The 17544-nt window shown below is 74.2% G+C and carries 16 protein-coding genes; 12 read left to right on the top strand and 4 right to left on the bottom strand.

All coding sequences use genetic code 11. The annotated features are described in order from the left end of the window. Position 1: 1 nt before the first annotated feature. Positions 2-799: a helix-turn-helix domain-containing protein gene (locus tag MF672_RS36530; RefSeq protein WP_242376721.1), complete on the top strand. Its 798-nt coding sequence runs from the start codon at positions 2-4 to the stop codon at positions 797-799. 15 nt (positions 800-814) lie between these two features. Here the strand turns inward: MF672_RS36530 and MF672_RS36535 are convergent, their stop codons facing one another. The 3 genes from MF672_RS36535 to MF672_RS36545 all read right to left on the bottom strand — a co-directional run bounded on the left by MF672_RS36535 (position 815) and on the right by MF672_RS36545 (position 5553). Then, positions 815-2311: a sialidase family protein gene (locus MF672_RS36535; RefSeq protein ID WP_242376722.1), complete on the bottom strand. Its 1497-nt coding sequence runs from the start codon at positions 2309-2311 to the stop codon at positions 815-817. 66 nt (positions 2312-2377) lie between these two features. Further along, complete coding sequence (locus tag MF672_RS36540; RefSeq protein WP_242376723.1) at positions 2378-4267, bottom strand: sialidase family protein; 1890 nt, start codon at positions 4265-4267, stop codon at positions 2378-2380. 167 nt (positions 4268-4434) lie between these two features. After that, positions 4435-5553, bottom strand: coding sequence for a globin domain-containing protein (locus MF672_RS36545; protein ID WP_242376724.1), 1119 nt, complete (start codon positions 5551-5553; stop codon positions 4435-4437). A 261-nt stretch (positions 5554-5814) separates the two neighbouring features. On the opposite strand from MF672_RS36545, the gene MF672_RS36550 reads away from it, so the two are divergent. The 4 genes from MF672_RS36550 to MF672_RS36565 all read left to right on the top strand — a co-directional run bounded on the left by MF672_RS36550 (position 5815) and on the right by MF672_RS36565 (position 8745). Beyond that, positions 5815-6111 (top strand): hypothetical protein, encoded by a 297-nt coding sequence (locus MF672_RS36550; protein WP_242376725.1) that lies wholly within the window; start codon positions 5815-5817, stop codon positions 6109-6111. Positions 6112-6300: 189 nt separating this feature from the next. Next, positions 6301-6984 (top strand): gamma-glutamyl-gamma-aminobutyrate hydrolase family protein, encoded by a 684-nt coding sequence (locus MF672_RS36555; protein ID WP_242376726.1) that lies wholly within the window; start codon positions 6301-6303, stop codon positions 6982-6984. A gap of 9 nt (positions 6985-6993) precedes the next feature. Next, positions 6994-7923 (top strand): alpha/beta hydrolase, encoded by a 930-nt coding sequence (locus MF672_RS36560; protein WP_242376727.1) that lies wholly within the window; start codon positions 6994-6996, stop codon positions 7921-7923. A 24-nt stretch (positions 7924-7947) separates the two neighbouring features. Further along, a complete protein-coding gene (locus MF672_RS36565) occupies positions 7948-8745 on the top strand; it encodes an enoyl-CoA hydratase/isomerase family protein (protein ID WP_242376728.1) in 798 nt (265 codons plus the stop codon). A 420-nt stretch (positions 8746-9165) separates the two neighbouring features. On the opposite strand, the gene MF672_RS36570 is transcribed toward MF672_RS36565, so the two are convergent. Next, positions 9166-9756: a class I SAM-dependent methyltransferase gene (locus MF672_RS36570; RefSeq protein WP_242376729.1), complete on the bottom strand. Its 591-nt coding sequence runs from the start codon at positions 9754-9756 to the stop codon at positions 9166-9168. 128 nt (positions 9757-9884) lie between these two features. Here MF672_RS36570 and MF672_RS36575 point away from each other — a divergent pair, with 128 nt between their 5' ends. The 7 genes from MF672_RS36575 (at position 9885) to MF672_RS36605 (ending at position 17329) form a co-directional block, all read left to right on the top strand. Continuing rightward, a complete protein-coding gene (locus MF672_RS36575; protein ID WP_242376730.1) occupies positions 9885-11477 on the top strand; it encodes a sensor histidine kinase in 1593 nt (530 codons plus the stop codon). Next, positions 11474-12145: a response regulator gene (locus MF672_RS36580; protein WP_242376731.1), complete on the top strand. Its 672-nt coding sequence runs from the start codon at positions 11474-11476 to the stop codon at positions 12143-12145. The genes MF672_RS36575 and MF672_RS36580 overlap by 4 nt, the downstream gene beginning before the upstream one ends. Positions 12146-12275: 130 nt before the next feature. Then, positions 12276-12671: a hypothetical protein gene (locus tag MF672_RS36585; protein ID WP_242376732.1), complete on the top strand. Its 396-nt coding sequence runs from the start codon at positions 12276-12278 to the stop codon at positions 12669-12671. Between the two features lie 10 nt (positions 12672-12681). Next, positions 12682-13275: a phosphoribosylanthranilate isomerase gene (locus tag MF672_RS36590; protein WP_242376734.1), complete on the top strand. Its 594-nt coding sequence runs from the start codon at positions 12682-12684 to the stop codon at positions 13273-13275. A gap of 81 nt (positions 13276-13356) precedes the next feature. Next, on the top strand, positions 13357-14172 hold the full coding sequence (locus MF672_RS36595; protein ID WP_242376736.1) for a GNAT family N-acetyltransferase: 816 nt from the start codon (positions 13357-13359) through the stop codon (positions 14170-14172). A gap of 66 nt (positions 14173-14238) precedes the next feature. After that, positions 14239-14820, top strand: coding sequence for a cardiolipin synthase ClsA (clsA, locus tag MF672_RS36600; protein ID WP_242376738.1), 582 nt, complete (start codon positions 14239-14241; stop codon positions 14818-14820). A gap of 4 nt (positions 14821-14824) precedes the next feature. Further along, entirely contained in the window at positions 14825-17329 is a 2505-nt protein-coding gene (locus MF672_RS36605) for a mannose-1-phosphate guanyltransferase (RefSeq protein WP_242376740.1), read from the top strand. The last annotated feature ends 215 nt before the right edge of the window (positions 17330-17544 follow it).

Here is a 17544-nt window from a genome sequence, read left to right on the forward strand (position 1 = left end):
CATGGGAGCGGTAGCCGTACATGAGGAGACCTTCGGTGAGCTGCTGCGGTCGTGGCGGCAGCGGCGGCGGGTGAGCCAGCTCGACCTCGCCATCGAGGCCGACGTGTCGGCCCGGCACGTCAGCTTCCTGGAGACCGGGCGGGCCCGGCCGAGCCGTGAGATGGTGATGAAGCTGGCCGAGGAGCTGGAGGTGCCGTTGCGGGAGCGCAACCGGCTGCTGGTGGCGGCCGGGTTCGCGCCGGTCTATCCGGAGCGGGAGGTGCGGGCGCCCGAGATGGGGGTCGTGCGGCAGGCGCTCGACCGCATCCTGGCCGGGCACGAGCCGTACCCGGCCGTCGTGGTGGACGCGGCCTGGAACCTGGTGGCGGCCAACGGGGCGGCGGGGATGTTCATGGAGGGCGTGCCCGGGGAGCTGCTGCGGGAGCCGGTCAACGTGATGCGGCTGTCGCTGCACCCGCAGGCCATGGGCGGGCGGCTGCTCAACCTGGCGGAGGTGCGCGCCCACCTGCTGCACCAGCTCCGGCGGCAGGGCGAGACGTCGGGCGACCGGCGCCTGGCCGAGCTGTACGAGGAGCTGTCCTCCTACGTCTACCCGGGCGTCGACCTCAACGTGGCGCACGTGCCCGGGCCGGCCGACATCCTCATCCCGCTGCGGATCGCGGCCGGTGACCGGGTGCTGTCGATGTTCACCACGATCGCGACGTTCGGGACGCCGCTGGACGTCACGGTGTCGGAGCTGGCGATCGAGACGTTCTGGCCGGCCGACGAGGAGACCGCCGCCGCGTTCCGGCGGCCGTGAACCCCGTGGCGAGGGTCAGCGGACGGGGAGGGGGCCGGTGAGCGGGGGCTCGCCGGTCGCGACGGGGACCTCCAGGGAGAGCGTCGCGGGGCCGCCGCCGGTGATCGGCAGGCCGCCCGTGACCGTGTAGGCCCGCACGTCATAAGCCCGCACATCGTGCCCCCGCACGTCGGAGACGCCTGCCGGAGGGGCGACGGCGGCGGCGAAGGCCGGGAAGGCGTTGCCGCCGGGCACGACCGAGGTGGAGATGTAGTCGCCCGCCGTCCACCCCTGCCCGGTGCCCGGCAGCCACGCCGGGTCCATCGGCCCGCGCAGCTCCAAGGGCGGCGACCAGGTGCGCCCGCCGTTCGCCGAGGAGGTGTAGGCGACCGTCAGGCGGCAGGCCGGGGCGGCGCAGGCGGCGTCGGGGTAGCGGTAGTAGGCGACGGCCAGGCGGGCCGTGCCGCCCGAGGAGGCCCGGTCCACGCCGAGCCCGGGAACGAAGTGGTCGCCCGCGTCGGACGTCACCCGCACGACCGGCCCCCACCGGCCGCCGTCCGCGGAGGCGGCCAGCACGACGTCGTTGCCGCCGCACAGGTACTGGAAGCGGCAGTCGTGCCAGGCCACGTACACGGTGCCGGCGGCGTCCGCCTCGGCCGACGGCAGCGGCAGCGCCCGTACGCCGCCCGCGACCAGGTGCCGCTGCACGGCCGTGACCAGCGTGTCGCCGCCCCAGGTGGCCCCGCCGTCGCGGGAGCGGAACGCCCGGATCGCGCCGTCGCGGCCCAGGTACGGCACCACGACCGACCCGTCGGGGCGCACCACGGGCTGCGCGCCGGTCCCGGAGGCCGGCGTGCCGGTCGCCGTCCAGGTCAGCCCGCCGTCGGAGGAGCGCGCCATGCTGATCGCGCCGTCCGCCGCGAGGTCGGCGAAGGCGACGTGGCAGCGGCCGTGGAAGGGGCTGGCGGGCGTGTCGTCGCAGGCGATCCACGGCTTGTCGAGATCGGCGTCCCGGCCCGCCTCCTGGGGCGGGACGGCCACCTGCACGGGGGCGTCCCAGGTGCGGCCGCCGTCGGCGGAACGGCTGGCCAGCACGGCCGCGCCGGTGATCCCGCCGGTGTCGGTGATCGCCAGGGAGGCGATCAGCCAGACGCCGTGCCAGGCGTCGTAGGCCACGGACGGGTCGCTGACCCGCTGGTACGGCCCCCCGCCGAACACGGTGATCCCCGGCAGCGCGCCGCTCTCCCAGGTGCGGCCGCCGTCGCCGGAGACGGCGTAGGCGATGCCCGAGGCCCCGCCGTCGAAGAAGCGGCCGGACTGCTGGGCGGTCACGACGGTGTCGCCCCACTGGTAGGTGTCGGGGCCGGTCTGGGTGGCGTGCCTGCTGGTGGCGTTGACGTACGGGTCGGCGCCGAGCGCGGTGAGCGGGACGTCCGCGGCGCCGGGTGCCGAGGCGGACGCGGGAGGCAGAAGGGGCCGGAAGGGGACGAGGGCCAGGAGGAGGGCCAGGAGAAGGGGCAAGGGGACGGGCACCGGCGACCTCCCTAGGGGCGTCGCCTTCCACTTGGCACCGTCCCGCGCCACCTGTCAACCACCCGATCAGGACACCGCCCGCCGCGCCGTGTAGACCTCCTGCTCGTTGGCCGGGTCCGCCTGCGGCGCGGGCGCCGTGCAGGTGCGCGGCGGCACGCCGGGGACGCCGGTGCCCGGGCACAGGAACAGCGCGGCCTGCCGGGTGTCCATCCACAGCGGCAGCACCCCGCCCGCGCCCGCGGTGATCTGGATGTAGTCGCCGTAGAACACGCCGCCGAACTGGGTGGGCGGCGGCATGCTGGAGGAGGTCACCCGCTGCGTGGCGTACCCGGCGCCGGTCCGCGCCGACAGCGACACGTCGGAGAAGCCGGTCGCGGACGCGTCGCCGTACTGCCGGTCGAAGTAGCCCACGACGAACCGGCCGGCCGGCGTGTAGGCCGCGCCGTGCCAGAACTGGTCGGTGGTGCGCTGCGCGGGCCGGTCGGTGGCCGACGGCAGGGCGCGCACGTCCGTGGCGCCGCCGGCGAAGCTCGCGCCGCCGTCCGCGGACTCCGACACCACGATGTCGTTGTTGCAGGGGCCCTTGACGCCGGTGTAGAGCGGGTTGCCGAGCGGCCCGGTGAAGCCGGCCGGGACGCAGCCGGTCGCCTCGCGCGAGTTGCGGTTGACGTAGGAGCCGTAGGAGACCGTCACCTGGGCGGCGTTCCTCGGGTTGACGCTGATGTAGGGGTAGTTGGTGGCCCGGAAGACGGAGTTCGCCGTCGCGCCCTTCTCGGGGACGCAGGAGCGGCCGGGGTCCGCGCCGCCCTGGTAGGTCGCGCAGTCCGGCAGGTCGTAGAAGTCGCCCGCCTTGACCGGGGCCGAGAAGCTCGCCCCGCCGTCGGCCGACCTGGCGACCAGCATCTGCAGGTGGTTGTCGCCGGCGCCGGTGGGGACGGTGTTGTAGTTGGCCCACACGACGTAGAGCGCGCCGTCGGGGCCCACGGCCGGCTGCGAGAACTGGTTGACCGTGCAGCGGCCCTGCGGCGCCGGGATGCCGAAGCCGCCGGCGCACAGCGCCGTGTCGCCGCTGACCAGCACGGGCGCGCCGAACGTCTCGCCGTAGTCGAGCGAGCGGGCGGCGTAGATGTAGGCGGTGCCGTCGTCGGCGAACGTCGTCCACGTCACGTACACCCGGTCCCGGTACGGGCTGGAGACGTAGTGGTCGACGGCCATGAGCGGTTTGTCCAGCAGGAAGTCGCCGGCGCCCGCCGTGTCGTCGTGCTCGGCGACCGGGCGGCCGGTGAAGTTCCACGACGCGCCGCCGGTGCCGGTGGAGCGGAAGACGTAGATGCCGCTGGACTGGTCGGGGTTCGGGCTGACCGCGGCGCCCCGGTTGAAGGCCAGGCAGGTCAGGTACACGTTGCCGCGGCTGTCCCACTCCACGGACGGGTCGCCGCCGCCCTGCCAGTACTCGCGGGGCGCGCCGCCGAAGGCGGTGCCGCGGGTGAACTGGTTCGGCACGGTCGCGTCGGCCCAGGCGTCGCCGCCGTCGCGCGAGTACGACACGCCGCACGTGCCGTCGCCGCGCCGGTAGTCGTTGTAGGCGGCCACGACCCGGCGGGCGTCGTACGGGTCGGCCGCGATCCACGTCTCGTTCTGCGCCTGGGAGCGCCCCTGCAGGTCGGGGTCGGTGACGTTGGCGCAGTTGACGTTGACCTTGACGTTGTCGCCGCGCCGCGCCGCGCAGCCGGGGGCGGAGGCCCGGAAGCCGGACGGGGCGAGCCGGGCCGCGGCCGGCGCGGCCAGGGCCTCCGTCAGCGCGCCCGAGGCCAGGCGCCGCTGCCACGGCTTGAGGCTCTGGTAGCCGAACGCCTCGGCGCCGGCCGGCGGGGCGGGCAGGGAGGCGGACAGCGAGGCGGCGGCGAGTACGAGGGTGCCCGCGGCGGCCAGGTTCAGGGCATGGCGGAGACGCATCCTGCCTCCAGAGGGACGAAGGGTGCCGGTCCCGGGTTCTCCCCGAGCCGGTCGCTCCGTCCGTCAGGAGGACCCGGGAACTGGACGGTAAGCCCGTTCCCGGCCCGCGCCAAGCCTTCCCCGCGACTTCGCCGTGACCACATGCGGACAGGCGGGCCACGCGCGCCTCAGGTCTCGCCGTGCGCGACGTCGCGGTGGATGCGCGCCAGGGGGACGCCGCCCGCCTGCAGGCGGCGCACGGTGTCGTTGACCATGGAGGACGGGCCGCACACGTACACGTCGTGCTCGGCCCAGGAGTGGAAGCGCTGGGTCACCTCGGGCAGCTCGCCGCGCATCCCGTCCCAGGACGGGTCTCCGGAGACGACGGGCAGCACCCGCAGCCACGGGAACGCGGCGGCCATCCGCAGCAGGTCGGGCAGGTCGTAGAGCTGGTCGGCGGTGCGGGCGCCGTACAGCAGGTGGATGTTGGGCCGCCGGCCGGAGGCGATGACGTGCTCGACGATCGCCTTGAGCGGCGCGAGGCCGGTGCCGCCCGCCACGCACAGCAGGTCGCGCGCGCTGTGCTCGCGCGGCGTCATCGTGCCCATGGCCGGTCCCAGCATGACCGTGTCGCCGACGGCGGTGTGCCGGGTCAGCGCGGTGGACACCCATCCGCCGGGCACCGAGCGCACGTGCAGCCGGACGGTGTGGTCCAGGCGGGGCGCGTTGGCGATGGAGAACGTGCGCCACACCCGCGGCCAGCGCGCGGTCTGCACGTTGACGTACTGGCCCGGCAGGTACGGCAGCCGCTGCGCCGGCCGCAGCGTGAGGACGGCGATGTCGCGGTGGCGCCGCTCGTGGCCGACGACCTCGGCCGGCCACCAGGCGGGGGAGACGCCGGCGTCGGCCTCGGCCGCGCCGATCATCAGGTTGGCGGCGGCGGTGTAGGCCGACACCCAGGCCGCCTCGATCTCGTGGTCCCACACGTCGGCCGCGAAGCGGCGGACCGTGGCCAGCAGGGCGTTGCCGACGGCGGTGTAGTGCTCGGCGAGCACGCCGTACTTGCGGTGGTCCCTGCCGAGCTGCTCCAGGTACGCCGACAGCCCGCCGGGGCTGTCGAGGCTCCAGACGATCCGGGTCAGCGCGCTGAACAGCCGGTCGCGCTGGACGTCCATCGCGGGCGGGAACATCGCCCGCAGATGCGGGCTCTCGGCGAACAGCCGGCCGTAGAAATAGGCGGTGGCCCGTTCTGCGTGCGGCTCGACGACGGAGAAACTCTCCTTGACCAGGCGCGGATTCAACGACATGTACGCAACCCCACTTCGCCGGACCGGAGCGGTGTTCCGGTCCTCGTCGTTCCACCTCCCTGACGGCTCCGGGTGGTGAGCGGCGCGGCCAGCCCCGGCTCCCGCGCGCTCGGAAAGGAGTCTTACATCACGCCTGACCCGTCACCACCGTTTCGCCGTAATACGGTGCGAATTTCGCCGCATTCGCATTTCTTTTTTCGGCAATTAACGTGAATAAAAGTTATATTCGCGAAATTGCCGGATCGGGCGTACCATCCGGCCATGCCAGCCTTCCATCCCCGGCGAGTGGCCTGGGAAGGCGCCCTGGCCTTCGTGTACGCGGCCGCCACGGACGCCTACTGGTGGCTGAGCGAGGCGGTCGGGCACTACCTCGGCCTCATGTACCAGCTCGAGCTCTGCGAGACGCGGCTGCGGCTCCAGGCCGACGAGGAGGTGTTCTACGGCGAGGCAGGGGCGTGGCGGGCCCGCCTGGACGAGCTCGTCGACACCCGGCCGGCCGCCGTGCCCGTCCTCGCCCAGATCATCTCGGAGACCTCCGCCCGTATGCCCGCCTACTGACGGGCGGGCATACGGCCCGTCACCTGACAACCCCCGGTGAAGAGGGCGAACGGCCGAAGTCCGATGTGGTGGGATCTTTCGGAGAGGTGCCATAGCGGAAAGCCGTTAGGCCATGATGGGCAGTCAAGCCGTCGGCGCGGACGGGCCCGGCGGCGGCACGACTCCACCCTGCCCCCCGGGAGAGAGCGCATGTCCCGACCGCTGATCGGCATCACCGCCTACTACGAGGCCGCCCGCTGGGGCGACTGGGTCAGGGAGGCGGTCCTGTCGCCGCCCTCCTACGCCAAGGCGGTGGTCCGGGCGGGCGGCGCCCCCGTGGTCCTGCCGCCCGTCGGCCCGCACGCCGTCGAGGACTACGTACGGGGGCTGAACGGCCTGGTGCTGGCCGGCGGCGTCGAGCTGGGCGCCGAGTCGTACCAGGGCGAGCAGGACGCCCGGGTGCCCGGCCCGCAGCCCCACCGCGACCGCTTCGAGCTGGCCCTGGCGCGCGCCGCCGTCCGCGCCGACGTGCCCGTCCTCGCCGTCGCCCGCGGCATGCACGTGCTGAACGTGGCCCAGGGCGGCACCCTGATCCCGTGGCTGCCCGCCGCGCTCGACAGCGACCGCCACGCCGCGCCCGGCGCCCACACGATCCAGGTCAGCGTGACCAGCAGGCTCGGCAAGGCGATCGGCGACCGGGTGGAGGTGGTCGCGCCGCACCACCAGTCCGTCCGCCGCCTCGGCACCGGGCTGCTGGCCGTGGCCTGGGCCGAGGACCAGATCGTCGAGGCCGTCGAGCTGCAGGGCCACCGCTTCGGCGTCGGCGTGCAGTGGCACCCCGAGCGCGGCGAGGACGGGCGGCTCTTCGATGCGTTCATGGAGGCGGCCCGCTAGGCTGCGATCATGCCGCTGCACCCCCAGGCGCGGGAGTTCCTCGCCACCGCCGGGTCCGACGAGGGCGCCGGCCCCGGCTCGGCCAGGGGTCCGATGACGCCGGCTGACATCCTGAGCATGCGCGCGGCCCCCGACAGGTACGCGCTGCACCGCGGCCCGCTGACCACGCTGCCCTTCGTCCGGGACGAGGTGGCCGAAGAGGTGCCGATCCGCATCTACCGGGCCGACCCGGGCGACGCCCTGCTGCCGGTCGTGGTCTACTTCCACGACGGCGGCTTCGTCCGGGGCTCGGTCAAGCGCTCCGACGCGATGGGCCGCTTCCTGGCCGTGCGCACCGGCGCGGTGGTGGTGTCGGCCGGCTACCGGCTCGCGCCCGAGCACCCGTTCCCCGCCGCCGCCGACGACGCCTGGACCGTCGTGCGCGACATCTTCGCCCGGCCCGCCTTCTACCAGAGCAACGGCAGCGTGGCCGTGGCCGGCGAGGGCGCGGGCGGCAACCTCGCGGCCGTCGCCGCCTGGCAGGCGCGCGACGCCGGCCTGCGCCTGGCCCACCAGGCGCTCGCCTGCCCCGTCCTCGACGCCGCGATGGAGCTGCCCAGCCACCGCGACTACGCCAAGGGGTACGCGCTGCCCGCCGCCGAGCTGGCCTGGCTGCTGGACACGTACGCTCCCGGCGCCGATCCCGCCGACCCCCGCCTGTCGCCGCTGCGGCTGCCCGACGCCGCCGGCCTGCCGCCCGCCACCGTCGTCACCGCCGAGTACGACGTGGTGCGCGACGAGGGCGAGGCGTACGCCCGCCGCCTGGAGGAGGCCGGCGTGCCGGTCGAGTGCCGCCGCTGGGACGGCGCCCTGCACGGCTTCACCGCGCTGCCCGGCCTGTTCGACCAGGGCGCCGAGGCCCGCGACTACCTGGCCGCCCGCCTGAAGGAAGCCCTGTGAGGGGGACGCCGTGAGGGAGACGACTTGAAGAACGGCCATTACGACAAGTACGAGAAGCTGCGTCTCGACAGCCCCGCCGACGGCGTGCTGCGCGTCACGATCAGCGAGCCGGCCCGCCTCAACGCCGTCGACGCCGTCGCCCACCGCGAGCTGGGCGAGATCTGGCGCGACGCCGACCGCGACGACAGCGTGCGGTCGATCCTGGTCAGGGGCGAGGGCCGGGCGTTCTCCGCGGGCGGCGACCTGTCGATGATCGAGGAGATGATGGCCGACCACGCCACCCGGCTGCGGGTGTTCGCCGAGGCCCGCGACATCGTCTACAACGTCCTCAACTGCGCCAAGCCGGTCGTCTCGGCCATTCAGGGGCCGGCCGTCGGCGCGGGGCTGGCGGTGGCGCTGCTCGCCGACGTCTCCGTCGCCGGCCGCACCGCCCGCATCATCGACGGCCACACCCGCCTCGGCGTCGCGGCCGGCGACCACGCCGCCATCGTCTGGCCGCTGCTGTGCGGCCTGGCCAAGGCCAAGTACCACCTGCTGCTGTGCGAGCCGGTCACCGGCGAGCAGGCCGAGCGCATGGGGCTGGTCAGTCTCTGCGTCGACGACGACGAGGTGCACGACAAGGCGCTGGAGGTCGCCGTCCGGCTGGCCGCCGGCGCGCAGGAGGCGATCCGGCTCACCAAGTACGCGCTCAACAACTGGCTGCGGATGGCCGGGCCGTCCTTCGACGCCTCGCTGGCGATGGAGTTCCTCGGTTTCACCGGTCCCGACGTCGCCGAGGGCGTCCGGGCGCTGCGCGAGAAGCGGCCTCCGGCGTTCGGCTGAACCGGCGCGTGTGCTTGCCCGCCCTCCGGGTAGGCGCAGATCATGACACGGATCCGCCCGGCGAGGCCGAGAACGCAGCCCCGCGGACGGGCCGGGAAGATGGCGACCGGCGCGGCAGCCTGCCGCGCGCGGTACGAGAAGGAGGGGTTCGTGTACGCGCAGGCGGCCACCGGGGGGACTCGGGCCGCCGAGGCGATGACGCCCCGCGCACCCGCCCGCCGGGGCCGGGACGGCGCCGTACGACCCTGCCGGCGGGCCCGCCCGTCGCGGACACGCATGGGGCCCGAGCGTGATCCGCGAGGAGATGGGCAGGCAGGGCCGATCGGCTCCCGGGCGATGCGCGGGTGACGCACCTGGGCGTGAGGTGGTTGAGCCAGAGCCTCCTCCGTCACGGGTGCGCCCTCGCCCCCTCCCCGCACCTCACACCCGCGGCCTGCGGGCGTGGAAGACGAACGCCGGGGGAGCGTTGCGCCACACGGTGCGGCCCGGCACGACCTCCTCGAACCGCTCCGCCAGCAGCGCGCGGAAGCGCCGTGCCGAGCTGAGCGGGATGGCGTGGATGTAGGAGAACGTGGTGAACGCGGCGCCCTGAGCCATGGCCGCCGTCACCGCCCCCAGCAGGTCCCGCTGCAACCCGTCGGGGAAGGCCGCCCACGGCAGGCCGCTGACCACGACGTCCGCCTGCCGCAGCCCGCGCTCGCGCAGCAGCTCGCCGAGCCGCGAGGCGTCCGCGTGCGCCACGTCCACGGCCGGGTACCGGCCGGCCAGCAGCCGCGCCATCGGCTCGTTCAGCTCCACCGCCAGGTGGTGGCCGCGCCCGGCCAGCCGCTGCTGGATCTCCGCGGTGAACGGCCCCGTGCCCGGTCCCAGCTCGACGACGACGGGCTCGCCGCGCTCCGGGATCGGCGCGCACACGGCGGCGGCCAGCCGGCGCGAGCTGGGGGCGACCGCTCCGATCACGGCGGGGGAGCGCAGGAACTGGCCGAGAAAAAGTGCGGTGTCGTGGGACATGCGTCGAAATTAGGGCCGAGATCCGTTCTGTCCGCTCCGCCCACCGGACGCACCTGCGGCCAGTAGGAGGAGGCGGCCTCCTCCGACCGGAGGAGCAGCCCGCCACGCTGGGCCGATAGCGTGAGTGCATGCGTTGGCGCGGTGTGCCGCTGGATGTCCTGCTGGCGGTCTCGGGAGTGGCACTCGACCTGGTCACCACGGCCCACGCGGGCGACACCCGCTTCCTCCCCGCGGCGGCGAACATCCCGATGGGGCTGCTGGCGGGCCTGCCCATGGGCCTCGTCCGGCACCGGCCGGTGCCCGTCACCCTCTACCTCGCCCTGCTGCTCGTCGTCACCGACCAGCTCGGCTCGTTCACCTCCAACACGGTGCAGATCCTCGTCTGCGTCGCGCTCGGCGTGACCGGCTTCCGCGCCGGGCGGCGCGCCACCGCCGTCACGGTGGCCGTCACCATCGCCGCGACCGCGGTCAACATCGCCGACCCCGGCATCGCGTTCACGGCCAACACCTGGATGTACTCCGTCCTGCTGCCGGTCTTTCCCGCCGTGCTCGGCGCGTACCTGCGCAGCTCGGCCGGCCGGCTGGAGGAGTGCGACGTCACGCCCGACGCGCTGCTGGCCGCCGCCGGCGTCGCCATCAGCGTGCTCAGCACCTGGACCACCTGGCACTCCGGCAGCCAGCCCGTCTGGATGGTCGGCCTGCTGGCCGTGGTCGGCGGCCTGTCGCTGGGCGTGGCCCGGCGACTGCCCGGCCTGGTCTTCCTGGGCCAGGCCGTGCTGCTGGTGTGCGCCGACACCTATCTCAACGACGCCGTCAACACCTGCGTGATCCTCACGCTGATCGCCGTCGGCGTGTTCGCCATGCGGGTGGAGTCCTGGGCCTGGACGGTGCTCGCCTACCTCGCCGGCTGCCTGCTGACCGCCATCGCCGTCGTCGGCGACGGCACCGAGGTCACGCCCTTCCGCGTCGGCGTGCTCATGACGCTGGTCGCCACGCCCATCGCGATCGGCCGCTACCTCGGCATGCGGCAGGCCGCCGCCGCGGCCGAGCGGCGGCGCGCCGAGGAGGCGGCCCGCGCCGCCGTCGCCCAGGTGCGGGCCGACCAGCTCGCCGAGCGCGAGCGCATCGCCCGCGACGTGCACGACATCGTCGCCCACCACGTCGGCGCCATGGTGCTGCGGGCCGGCGCCGCCCGCTACGCCGCCCCCGACGGCCCCGTCGCCGACGCGCTCTCCGACATCCGTGAGACCGGCCACCAGGTGCTCCAGGACCTGCGCGACCTGCTCGACCTGCTGCGCGAGCCCGGGCGCGAGCCCCACCTGCTGGCCGACCCCGGCGACGTCGTCCGCGAGTCGGCCGAACGCATGGCCGCCGCCGGGCTCGTCGTCGACCTCGACCTCGACCCGGCCACCGACCACGCCCCGCTCACCGCCCGCGCCAGCGCGGCCCGCATCGTCCAGGAAGGACTCACGAACGTGCTCAAACACGCCGGCCCAGGCACCCGGGTCCGCGTCACCGTCGCCCCCGCAGGAGAGGGGCTGTCGGTGGAGATCCGCAACGGCCGCCCGCCCACCGCCATCGAACGCCTGCCCTCCTCCGGCCGCGGCCTGGCCGGCATGCGCGAGCGGGTGCGCGCGCTCGGCGGCACCCTCAGCGCCGGCCCCGACGGCGAGGGCGGCTGGCTGCTGGCCGCCAGCCTGCCCGCGCGGGGCGGCGCGTGATCCGCGTGCTGGTGGCCGACGACCAGGCGCTCGTCCGCGCGGGCGTGCGCATGCTGCTGCAGGCCACGGGCGACATGGAGGTCGTGGGGGAGGCCGAGGACGGCGCCGAGGCGGTGCGCCTGGCCGAGCGGCACCTGCCCGACGTGATCCTCATGGACCTGCGCATGCCCCGCGTGGACGGCCTGGAGGCGATCAGGCGGGTGCTGGCCGCCCGGCCGGGCGCCAGGATCGTCGTGCTCACCACGTTCGCCGAGGACGCCAACGTCTACGCGGCCCTCCGCGCCGGGGCGGTCGGGTTCCTGGTCAAGGACGACGAGCCGGAGCGCATGGTCGACGCCGTGCGCCGGGCCGCGGCGGGGGAGCAGCTGCTCGCGCCGTCGGTGCTGCGCCGCGTCGTCGAGCGGTTCCTCGCCGCCGAGGAGCAGGCCGCCGCGCCGCCGCCGGCCGGGCTCACCGAGCGCGAGCTGGAGGTGCTCGCGCTGGTCGGCACCGGCCTGTCCAACGCCGAGATCGCCGAGGAGCTGCACGTCGGCGTCACCACGGTCAAGACCCACATCGGCGCCGCCATGGACAAGCTGGGGCTGCGCAACCGCATCCAGGCCGCCGTGGTCGCGCACCGCGCCGGCCTCGTGGACGCCTCCTTCCGTCCTGTCCGCCGCGGCCCGTGACCGGCTCCGCCCCGGGGCGGACCGGCTCTCATCCCGGCGGCTGACGACGCCCGGCACGGCGCGCGGCCACCATCGAGGTCACTCACCGATCCAGGAAAGGACCTCTCCCACCATGGACAGAACCGCGGTCATGAGCAGCCCCGCAGCCACCCGGCAGGTCCCGGCCGGCCTGCTGTACGCGCTGCGCGTGGCGATCATCGCCCAGGCCGCCGCGCTGCTGGTGGCCGCCTCGTTCGCCGGGCAGGCGGTGCAGTCGCAGCCGCTGGCCGAGACCCACGTCATGGCCGGGATGGTGGTCCACCTCGTGGCCCTGGTGCAGCTCGTGCTCGCCGTGCTCGTGTGGCGGCCGGGCCGCGGCGCGGGCTGGCCCGCCCTGGCCAGCCTGGCGCTGCTGATCGTCGGCATGGCCCAGCACTTCACCTGGGAGGCCCTGGGGGCGCACGTCCCCAACGGCGTGCTGCTGTTCGGGCTGATCGCCGCGCTGCTGGTCTGGTCCTGGTCACCGGCGGCCGCCCGGCGCCGCTAGTGTCTACGGTGTGTACGTCAAGATCTGCGGCCTGAGCGAGCCCGCCCACGTGGCCGCCGCCGTCGAGGCCGGGGCCGACGCCGTCGGGTTCGTCATGACCCGCAGCACCCGCCGGGTGAGCCCCGGGCGGGCCGCCGAGCTCGCCGCCCTGGTGCCGGCGCACGTCCTGACCGTCGGCGTCTTCCGCGGCGAGGACCCAGAGACGGTCCGGGCCGCGGCGCTGGCCTCCGGGGTGCGGGCCGTGCAGCTCCACGGCCGCCACCCGCACGCCGACTTCGTCGCGCTGAAGGACCTCGGGGTCACCCTGCTGCGGGCCGTCGACTCCACCGCCGACCTGCGCTGCGGCGCCTACGACGAGGACCTGCTCCTGGTCGACGCCCCGCACGCCGGCTCCGGGCAGCCGTGGGACTGGGCGGCCGTGCGCGGCCGGCCCTCGGGCCGCTGGCTGCTGGCCGGCGGCCTCGCGCCCGGCAACGTGGCCGAGGCGATCGCCGCCGCCGGCCCGTGGGGGGTCGACGTCTCCAGCGGCGTGGAGTCCGCGCCCGGCGTCAAGGACCCGGCCCTCATCGAGGCGTTCCTCAAGGCGGTCCGCGGTGCCGCCTGACGAGCACCCCCGCAGCCGTCCCCGCCGTCGTTCCTGCCGCCGTCCCCGCTGCCGTCCCCGCTGCCGTCCGGGGCGCGCGTGATGGACGACTTCGCGCACCTGCCCGCCGTCCGGCGCGAGAGCGCCGCGGCCGACCTGGAGCGGGCGCTCGCCTTCATGCGCGGCTTCGCCCGCCGCAAGGCGCCGCGCGAGGTGCCCGTGCCCGGCGGGGTGGCCGTGCTCGACGAGCGCTACCCCGGCTCCCACGACGACAACTGCCTGCTGATCTGGGAGCCCGCCGAGCCCGGGGAGGTGCTGCGGGCCGCCGACGAGGCGCTGGCCGGCCGCGCCCACCGGCTGGTGACGGTCGACGACGACCGCCTCGGCCAGCGGTTCGCGCCGGTCTTCGCCCAGGCCGGCTACGCCCACGACGTCAACCTCGTGATGGCCTTCCGCGGCGCCCTGCCCGCCGATCCGCCCGCCGATCCGCCCGCCGATCCGCCCGCGGCCGAGCCGCTGGCCGCGGACGAGCTGCTGGAGGTGCTGCGCCGCGACTGGCGCCGCACGCTGCCCGACGCCGGCGACGACGTGATCGAGACGCTGGCCAGGCGCGTCGAGAACCGTCCGGCCGGGGCCGACCTGGTCGCCTTCCGCGCCGTGCGCACGCCCGGCGGCGCGATCGCGGCCCGCGCCGAGCTCTACGTCCACGGCGGCGTCGCCCAGATCGAGAACGTCTTCACCGCCGAGGAGCACCGCGGCAGGGGCCACGCCCGCGCCCTGATGACCGCGCTGCTGGCCGAGGCGGCCGGCGCCGAGCTGATCTTCCTGGTGGCCGACGACGGCGACTGGCCGAAGGACTTCTACGCCCGGCTGGGCTTCGCCGGGATCGGCCGCACCCACTCCTTCCTGCGCACCTGAGCGGCCGCTCAGGCCGGGCCGGGCCTGACCCGCTGCGCAGGAGCTCCACGCAGTAGGGTCTCCTGCGTGAGCGAAACTTCCGCCGAGAACCGGATCTGGACGGTTCCCAACCTGCTGAGCTTCCTGCGCCTTCTCGGCGTGCCGGTGTTCCTGTGGCTGGTTCTCGGGCCGAAGGCGGACGGGTGGGCCATCGCGGTGCTCGCCTTCGCCGGTTTCACCGACTGGCTCGACGGAAAGATCGCCCGCGCCTTCAACCAGACGAGCAGGCTCGGCCGGCTCATCGACCCGGCGGCCGACAAGCTCTACGTCTTCGCCACGATCCTGGCGCTGCTGCTGCGCGGGGTCATCCCGTGGTGGCTGGTGGCGATCATCCTGGGGCGGGAACTCTTCGTCGCGAGTTTCATCCCCGTACTCCGCAGGCACGGCTACCGGGCACTTCAGGTGCATTTCCTGGGCAAAGCCGCGATGTTCAACCTGATGTACGCCTTCCCCCTCCTCTTCCTTGCCTCCCACTCCGGGTGGTATGCCGATATAGCCCGAATTGTCGGCTGGGCCTTCGCCCTCTGGGGGACGGGCCTGTACTGGTGGGCGGGGGCGCTGTACGTGATCCAGGTGCGCCGGCTCGTAACCTCGGCCAAGAAGGAGTGAACGGGTGAAGGCGGTCGTCATGGCGGGCGGGGAGGGCACTCGGCTGCGACCCATGACCGCCAACCAGCCCAAGCCCCTCCTCCCGGTGGTCAACCGCCCGATCATGGAGCACGTCCTGCGCCTGCTCAAGCGGCACGGCATCACCGAGACGGTGGTCACGGTGCAGTTCCTCGCGGCGCTGGTGCGCAACTACTTCGGCGACGGCGACGAGCTGGGCATGCACCTGCAGTACGCCACCGAGGACGTGCCGCTCGGCACCGCCGGCAGCGTCAAGAACGCCGCCGACCGGCTGCGCGACGACCGCTTCCTGGTGATCTCCGGAGACGCCCTGACGGATATCGATTTATCCGACATGATCCGATTTCATCGGGAAAATTCCGCGCTTATCACCATCGGCCTGAAACGCGTTCCCAACCCGCTCGAATTCGGGATCATCATCGTCGACGAGAGCGGCCGCGTGCAGCGCTTCCTGGAGAAGCCCACCTGGGGCCAGGTCTTCTCCGACACCGTCAACACCGGCGTCTACGTCATGGAGCCCGAGGTCCTCGACGCCGTCGCGCCCGGCGAGCCCGTCGACTGGTCCGGCGACGTCTTCCCCGCCCTGCTGGAGCGCGGCGCCGCCATCTACGGCTACGTCGCCGACGGCTACTGGGAGGACGTAGGCACCCACGACAGCTACCTCAAGGCCCAGGCCGACGCCCTGTCCGGCAAGGTCGGCCTGGACATCGGCGGCTTCGAGCTCTCACCCGGCGTCTGGGTGGCCGAGTCGGCCTCGGTGGACCCCGACGCCGTGCTGAAGGGCCCCTTGCTCATCGGCGACTACGCCAAGGTCGAGGCGGGCGCCGAGCTGCGCGAGTACACCGTGCTCGGCAGCAACGTCGTGGTGCGCGAGGGCGCCTTCCTGCACCGCGCGATCGTGCACGACAACGTCTACCTCGGCCCCGCCGCCCACCTGCGCGGCTGCGTGATCGGCAAGAGTACGGACGTCATGGCCGGGGCTCGCATCGAGGAGAACGCGGTCATCGGCGACGAGTGCGTCATCGAGTCCGAGGCCTACGTCTCCAGCGGCGTCAAGGTCTACCCGTTCAAGACCATCGAGGCCGGCGCGGTCGTCAACACCAGCGTCATCTGGGAGTCGCGCGGCCAGCGCAGCCTGTTCGGCCCGCGCGGGGTCAGCGGCCTGGTCAACGTCGAGATCACCGCCGAGCTGTGCGTGCGCCTGGCCAGCGCCTACGCCACCACCCTGAAGAAGGGCGAGTACGTCGTCACCGCCCGCGACTGCTCGCTCGCCGCCCGCGCCCTCAAGCGGGCCGTCAACGGCGCCCTGACGGCCGGGGCGATCAACGTCCTGGACCTGGAGGCGGCCCCGCTGCCGGTGGCCCGCTTCCACACCGGCCGCGAGGGCGCGGCCGGCGGCATCGCGCTCCGCACCACGCCCGGCGACCCGCAGAGCGTGGACATCGTCATCATGGACGGCCGCGGCGCCGACCTCGCCCCCGGCGCGCAGCGCAAGCTGGAGCGGGTCTTCTCCCGCCAGGAGTTCCGCCGCGCCTTCCCCGGCGAGATCGCCGAGCTGGCGCACCCCGCCCGCGCCATCGAGGACTACACCCACGAGCTGCTGCGCCACGTCGGCGTCGGCGACGTCCGGGACATGAAGGTCGTCGTGGACTGCGCGGGCGGCACCTCCTCGCTGGTGCTGCCCACCCTGCTCGGCCGGGTCGGCGTGGACGTGCTCACCGTCAACGCCCGCCTCGACGACGTCTCGCCCACCGAGACGCTGGCCGAGCGCCGCCGCGACCTGCAACGCCTGTCGGAGCTGGTCAGCTCCTCGCGGGCGGCCTTCGGGGTGCGCTTCGACCCGGTCGGCGAGCGCATCGCCCTGGTCGACGAGATGGGCCAGCTCATCAACGAGGAACGCGCCCTGCTCGTCGTGCTCGACCTGGTCGCCGCCGAGCGCCGCGGCGGCCAGGTGGCGCTGCCGGTCACCACGACCCGCGTGGCCGAGCAGGTCTGCCGCTTCCACGGCGTGCAGGTGCAGTGGACCTCCACCTCGCTGGACGCGCTCACCGCGGCCGCCGCCGGCCCCGACATGATCTTCGCGGCGGACGGGCGCGGCGGGTTCGTGGTGCCCGAGTTCAGCCCGGCCATCGACGGGCTGGCCGCGTTCATGCGCCTGCTCGGGCTGGTGGCCCGCACCCGGCTCTCGCTCAGCCAGATCGACGCCCGCATCCCCGAGGTCAGGCTGCTGCGCCGCACGGTGCCGACCCCGTGGGCGGCCAAGGGCTCGGTCATGCGCTCGGTCCTGGAGGCCGCCGAGAACGAGCCCGAGGGCTACCGCATCGACACCACCGACGGGGTGCGGGTGGCCCGCGACGACGGGAGCTGGGTGCTGGTGCTGCCCGCCGCCACCGAGCCCGTCACGGACCTGTGGGCCGAGGCCCCCGACATGGACGGCGCCCAGGCCCTGCTGGAGCGCTGGGCGCGGGTGGTCGAGCAGGCCGCCGGGTGACGGGCGGTCACGCGGCGTGACGGGCGGTCCGGCGGAAGGCCGCGGGGACCCGCGTGCGCACGCGCTCCCGCAAGATCGTAATGTAGAAACGCGCGGCGGCATGGACCACGGGGCGGGCGCGGCGGTAACTTTGTCTGCGTCCAAACCACCGTCCAGCGCCCCGAGTTGACCTTTGCCGCTGATCAGCGTATGTTGCGGCATTCGCAAACTTGAAA

Source organism: Actinomadura luzonensis (assembly GCF_022664455.2).
GTDB lineage: Bacteria > Actinomycetota > Actinomycetes > Streptosporangiales > Streptosporangiaceae > Nonomuraea > Nonomuraea luzonensis.